The sequence below is a fragment of the Thermodesulfobacteriota bacterium genome (assembly GCA_040755095.1).
Classification (GTDB): Bacteria; Desulfobacterota; Desulfobulbia; order Desulfobulbales; family JBFMBH01; genus JBFMBH01.
In genome coordinates this window covers 1-5,730 of the sequence record JBFMBH010000191.1, presented here as the reverse complement: position 1 = coordinate 5,730, position 5,730 = coordinate 1, and the positions used below count along the sequence as shown (strand labels likewise).

Below are 5,730 nucleotides of genomic sequence, written 5' to 3'. Positions count from 1 at the left end.
AGGGAGGGGGGGGCATGGCGAAGCGGAGGACGTTGGTGGGGCAGGCAGGTTTGGCGACGGGGTGTCTGGTGGTCATGGCGGCGGTTGCCGCGGGAGCGGCCGAGATCCCCATCGGCATGTCCACGGTTTTGTCCGGACCGGCGCAGGCCCTGGGCGAGGGCATGAAGACCGGTGTCGAGACGTACTTCAAGAAGGTCAATGCCGCCGGTGGGGTGAACGGCAACACGCTGAGGCTCGTGGTGTATGACGATGGCTACGAGCCGGACCGCTGTGCCCCCAACATGCACCGGCTCATCGACGAGGACAAGGTCCTGGCGGTGATCGGCAACGTCGGCACGCCGACGGCCATTGTCGCGGTGCCCATCGCCAACGAGAAGAAGACGCTCCTCTTCGGCGCCTTCACCGGTGCCGGGGTGCTGCGCAAGAGCCCACCGGACCGGTACGTCATCAACTTCCGCGCCAGCTATGAGGAGGAGACCGGGGCGATGATCCAGGGCTTCCTTGCCGCCGGCATCAAGCCGGAGGAGATCGCCTTCTTCACCCAGAATGACGGCTATGGCGACGCCGGCTATGCCGGGGCGATCAAGGCCTTGAAGACACAAGGGTATGCCGCGGCTGAAAGCCTGGCCCATGGTCGCTACACCCGGAACACCGAGAATGTCGAGGATGGCCTGGCAACGGTTCTGGGCAGCAGCCCCAAGGCGGTGATCATGGTGGGGGCGTACAAGCCGTGCGCCAAGTTCATCACCATGGCGAAGGAGATTCTGCCGGAGACGCTCTATGCCAATGTCTCTTTCGTGGGCAGTGTGGCGCTGGCCAAGGAGCTGGGGCCGGCGGGCGAAGGCGTGATCGTCACCCAGGTGGTGCCGCCTGCGGATACCGGCCTGGCGGCGGTTCAGGAATACCGGGCCGATCTGGCCACGTACGCCCCGGGCGCGGCGGTGGATTTCGTCTCCCTGGAAGGCTATCTGGCCGCCAAGGTGTTCGTGGAGGGCCTCAAGAAGGCCGGTGCCACCCCGACCCGGGAAGGCCTGGTGGATGCCATCGAAGGCCTGACCGGCCTCGAGATCGGCATCGGCTTTCCCATCGGGTTCGGCAAGACGGATCACCAGGCCAGTGGCCAGGTCTGGCCGACCATCATCAGGAACGGCTCCTTCGTCAGTCTGGACTGGAAGGCCCTGCAGCCTTGACGGATCCTGGACGGCGTGCTGCCGCCCGCTGGACCCTGCCGGCTGCCCGCTTCGGCTCCGGAAGCTGGCAAAGGAGACACCCATGTTCCTCCGCTTGACGATCAAGAGAAGCCTGGCCGGCATGGTGCTGGTCGGCGTGATGGTGGTCGCGGTCCTGTTCCTGGTCAATCTCGACTCCAACCGCCGCCTGGTCATGAGCCAGCACCGGTTGACCGACGGGGCCTTCCGCGTCAAGACCGATGTGGAAGGCATCGTGGCGGCCATGACCGCCTTCAGCGTCCGGGACAGCCGGATTGCCACCAGCCGTACCCTGGGCGACCTGGAGCCTTTCCGGGAGCGGTCGGCCCTGGAGAAGGCCTTTGTCGGCCACCAGGAGGCCTTGCGCCGTCTGTCCTCCGAGCTGCCGGAGGCCGAGGCGGAGATCGGTCGCCTGGATGAGCTGTACGCACGCTTCCTGGAACAGGACTCCCTGCTTCTGGAGAGCCGCCAGGCGATCCTGCAGCTGCAGGAGAGGATCGGCCAGCAGATGGAGGCCATGGACAAGGCAGGGGCGGATCTCCAGAAGGAGGCCGAGTCGATCTCCGGCCGGATGAACTTGGCGGCCATGCGGGCCAGTGTGGCGGTACGCCAGCTTCTGGCGCAGCCGGAAAAGGGCGAGGAGCTGCGGGGCGCGGTGACCAACCTCCTCCAGGGCGATCTCGCCAAGCTGCAGAAGGCCTGCACCGATCTGCGGCTGGCGACCTCCTCCCTGACCGTCCTCGGCCGGCAGCTCCTGCTCGTGGATGACGAGGATCGCATCACCAACATCCGGTCCAACCAGGTGGCCCAGGCCGCGGCCCTGGCCCTGTCTTCCCTGGAGGCGATCCGGAAGGGTGTCGAGGGCTCCGGTGAGCTGGCCGCCATCGCCCAGCGGATCGAAAAGGGGTTCCCTGCCTTCAAACAGCTCGTGGTCGAAGGCGAGCATTCGGTCTGCAGCCTCCGTTGCCAGCTGCTCCAGACCGAGAAGCAAGGCACCCGCGCCAGGACCGGGCTCGAGGAGACCCGGGTGGCGATTGTCGCCAGCCTCGACAACTTCGGGCGCATGGCTTCATCGTTGACCGAGGCCGCCCAGACCGACTCCGGCCAGGTGCAGCAGACCGCGAATCGGATCAACACCCTGGTGGGCGCGCTGGGCGCGGTCATCCTGCTTGGTGTCGGGGGGCTCATCTACCTTCGGGTGGTGCCCCCCATCAACCAGGCGGTGGCGGTGGCCGATCGCATGGCCGAGGGCGACCTGTCCCAGCAGATGGCTGTCCGGCAGGACGACGAGGTTGGCGAGCTCGCCCGTGCCTTGAACAACATCGGCACCGAGCTCGGGCAGATCATCCACGGCATCGTCGAAACCGCCAGCACCCTGAAGGCGGGAGCGGCGGCGCAGGCCTCGGCCCTGCAGGAGACATCGGCCTCCCTGGAGGAGATGGCCTCGATGACCAGGCAGAATGCCGAGAACGCCGCCCAGGCCGACCAGCTCATGGCGGCCTCCCAGACCGCGGTGGAAGAGGCCAACCGGGCCATGGCCGCGCTCACCACCTCGATGCAGGAGAGCGCCCGGGCCAGCGCCGAAACCAGGAAGATCGTGAAGACCATCGACGAGATCGCCTTCCAGACGAACCTGCTTGCCCTCAATGCCGCGGTCGAGGCGGCACGGGCGGGCGAGGCCGGTGCCGGCTTTGCGGTGGTGGCGGAGGAGGTGCGGAGCCTGGCCATGCGGGCGGCGGAGGCGGCCAGGACCACCGCCAGCCTGATCGAAAAGACCGTGGGGCAGATCGGCAGTGGCATGGGCCTGGTCCACCAGACCAGCAAGACCTTCGGTGAGGTCCGCGGCCACATCCTGGACTCGGGAGCGCTGGTCAAGGAGATCGCCGCGGCTTCCGACGAGCAGGCCAAGGGGATCGAGCAGATCAACCTCGCGGTGTCGAGCATGGACGCTGTCACCCAGCAGAATGCCGCCGACGCCGACCAGCTGTCGTCGGCGGTACGGTTCTTCACGGTGGCCGCCGGTCAGGTGCACGCCCCGGACCACACCCTGCCGGCTGTGGCCTCTTCCGACAGGCCGTAATCCTGCCGGAAAGCCTTCCTGCTTGCCCCCGACGCGGCCGCCCTCGGCGCGGCGCGGCGGGGTGCCTCCGCGTATGGCAACCTACAGGTCCCATGGCTCCCATGGACCCACGGGACTTGGAGGACGAAGAGGACCTATGGGATCCACCTTGGCGGACTTCCGGCGTTGCACCCGGTTGGGTGCGCCCCGGCCATGGCAACTCTCTCGCCAAGAGGGACGAAGGGTGGTATAGGTAGCGGTTGCAGCCCCGGTGGCCCCCGCCTTGGCGCACCGGCCCTTGTTCCTTCTTGCCGCCATCTCCATCATGTCCCACACCCTGGCTCTCACCCCGGCCGGTCATCTGAAGATGATCGACCAGGCCGGCGCGGCCGCCGGCGCGCCCCTGGGGGCTGACCATCCTCCCGCCGACGGCGAGGCCATTGCCGCCGCTTTCGCCGCCAGTCAGGCCGAAGGTCTCGTCGCCCTGGCCGGCCGGCGGCCGGATCCGGGCTGGCCCCTTTCCTGGGGCTTCTGGCGGGAGATGAGCGCCCGGTATCTGCCTTTCTGGCCACCTATGTGCCCCGGCTGGGCGCCAGCGCCCGACTCCAGCACCAGCCGCTCAACAAGGCCCTGAGCGAGTACGCCGGCCGCCGCAACCAGGCGGCGCTGCTGCGGCTTCTCGAGCCGGTCCAGGAGGCGGCCCGCCGCTGCCCCTGGGTGCAGGAGGCGGGGGACCTGGAGCGGCCCCTGGTTCTTGCATGAAATGGAAATCCTGTTGCCAGATGATGCGCCATCTGCGAGACTGCCGATCATGATCCCGCGCTTCCTGGCAGCGAAGCTCCATGAGCTGGCTGGCTACTACCCGGCCGTCCTGGTCACCGGTCCCCGCCAGTCCGGGAAGACCACCCTATGCCAGATGGTCTTCCCGGACAAGCCCTACGTTTCTTTGGAGGCCCTGGACCTGCGGGAGTTTGCGGCCAGTGACCCGCGAGGCTTTCTGGCCGAGTATGCCGGGGGGGCCATCATCGACGAGGTGCAGCACGTCCCCCGGCTGCTCTCGTACCTGCAGAGCGACGTCGATGCCCGCCCGGATGCTGGCCGGTTCATTCTCACCGGGTCGCAGCATTTCGGATTGTCCCAGGCAGTGACCCAATCACTGGCCGGCCGCTGCGGGATCCTGGTGCTCTTGCCGCCGAGTCTTGACGAGCTGCGGGCCTTTCCCTCCGCTCCGGACGACCTCTTTTCCGTGCTCTGGCAAGGCTCGTATCCAAGGATCTACGATCGCCGCATCCCCGCCCATCAGTGGCTGGCGGATTACACCACCACCTATGTGCAGCGGGACGTGCGCCAGGTGGTCAACGTCGGCGATCTCAACGCCTTTGCCGGCTTCCTGCGCCTGTGTGCCGGGCGTACCGCCCAGGAGATCAATCTTTCGGTGCTGGGCAGCGATGCCGGTGTATCCCACAACACCGCTCGGGCTTGGCTCTCGGTTCTGGAGGCCAGCTACCTCGTCCATCGCCTTCCCGCCTGGCACACCAGCATCCGCAAGCAGATCGTGAAGACTCCCAAGCTGCATTTCTTTGACAGCGGCCTAGTCTGTTACCTCCTGGGCATCCGCGAGCCGGAGCAGCTCCGGCTGCATCCCCTGCGCGGCGCCATCTTCGAAAGCTGGGTCGTCTCCGAGATCTACAAGGCCCGGGTGCACCGCGGCTGGCAGCCCGATCTCTTCCACTACCGGGAGGCCCGGGGACCGGAGATCGATCTCCTTGTGGGGGATGAAGGCGGAGTCACGGCCGTGGAGATCAAGTCCGGGGCCACTGTCGCGCCGGATTTCTTTACGAGCCTGGACCGGTTCTCGGCGCGCCTGGCCGACCTGGGCAGAGCGCAGCCGGCCCGCCTCCGGGTGGTGTACGGCGGTGATGATTCCCAGGAGCGCTCCCGGGCAACGGTGCTCTCCTGGCGCCACCTCCAGCGGCTATGGAGAGAAGCTCGTGACGTATGACGATGGCTACGAGCCGGACCGATGTGTCCCCAACATGAACCGGCTCATCGACGAGGACAAGGTCCTGGCGGTGATCGGCAACGTCGGCACGCCGACGGCTATCGTCGCGGTGCCCATCGCCGACGAGAAGAAGACGCTCCTCTTCGGCGCCTTGACCGGTGCGGTGGCCGATCGCATGGCCGAGGGCGTCCGCGGCCACATCCTGGAGGGCGAAGAGGACCTATGGGATCCACCTTGGCGGACTTCCGGCGTTGCACCCGGTTGGGTGCGCCCCGGCCATGGCAACTCTCTCGCCAAGAGGGACGAAGGGTGGTATAGGTAGCGGTTGCAGCCCCGGTGGCCCCCGCCTTGGCGCACCGGCCCTTGTTCCTTCTTGCCGCCATCTCCATCATGTCCCACACCCTGGCTCTCACCCCGGCCGGTCATCTGAAGATGATCGACCAGGCCGGCGCGGCCGCCGG

4 protein-coding genes and 1 pseudogene are annotated in these 5,730 nt (G+C 67.3%); all 5 read left to right on the top strand.

Translation table 11 applies throughout. The annotated features are described in order from the left end of the window. Nucleotides 1-14: 14 nt before the first annotated feature. The 5 genes and pseudogenes from AB1634_18390 (at nt 15) to AB1634_18370 (ending at nt 5,432) form a co-directional block, all read left to right on the top strand. A complete protein-coding gene (locus AB1634_18390) occupies nt 15-1,190 on the top strand; it encodes an ABC transporter substrate-binding protein (GenBank protein ID MEW6221483.1) in 1,176 nt (391 codons plus the stop codon). 82 nt (nt 1,191-1,272) lie between these two features. Beyond that, entirely contained in the window at nt 1,273-3,288 is a 2,016-nt protein-coding gene (locus tag AB1634_18385; GenBank protein MEW6221482.1) for a methyl-accepting chemotaxis protein, read from the top strand. A gap of 277 nt (nt 3,289-3,565) precedes the next feature. Next, nucleotides 3,566-3,901 (top strand): hypothetical protein, encoded by a 336-nt coding sequence (locus AB1634_18380; GenBank protein MEW6221481.1) that lies wholly within the window; start codon nt 3,566-3,568, stop codon nt 3,899-3,901. A gap of 177 nt (nt 3,902-4,078) precedes the next feature. Next, on the top strand, nt 4,079-5,269 hold the full coding sequence (locus AB1634_18375; protein ID MEW6221480.1) for an ATP-binding protein: 1,191 nt from the start codon (nt 4,079-4,081) through the stop codon (nt 5,267-5,269). Continuing rightward, a pseudogene (locus tag AB1634_18370) lies at nt 5,253-5,432 on the top strand (ABC transporter substrate-binding protein). The gene AB1634_18375 and the pseudogene AB1634_18370 overlap by 17 nt, the downstream one beginning before the upstream one ends. Nucleotides 5,433-5,730: the final 298 nt, after the last annotated feature.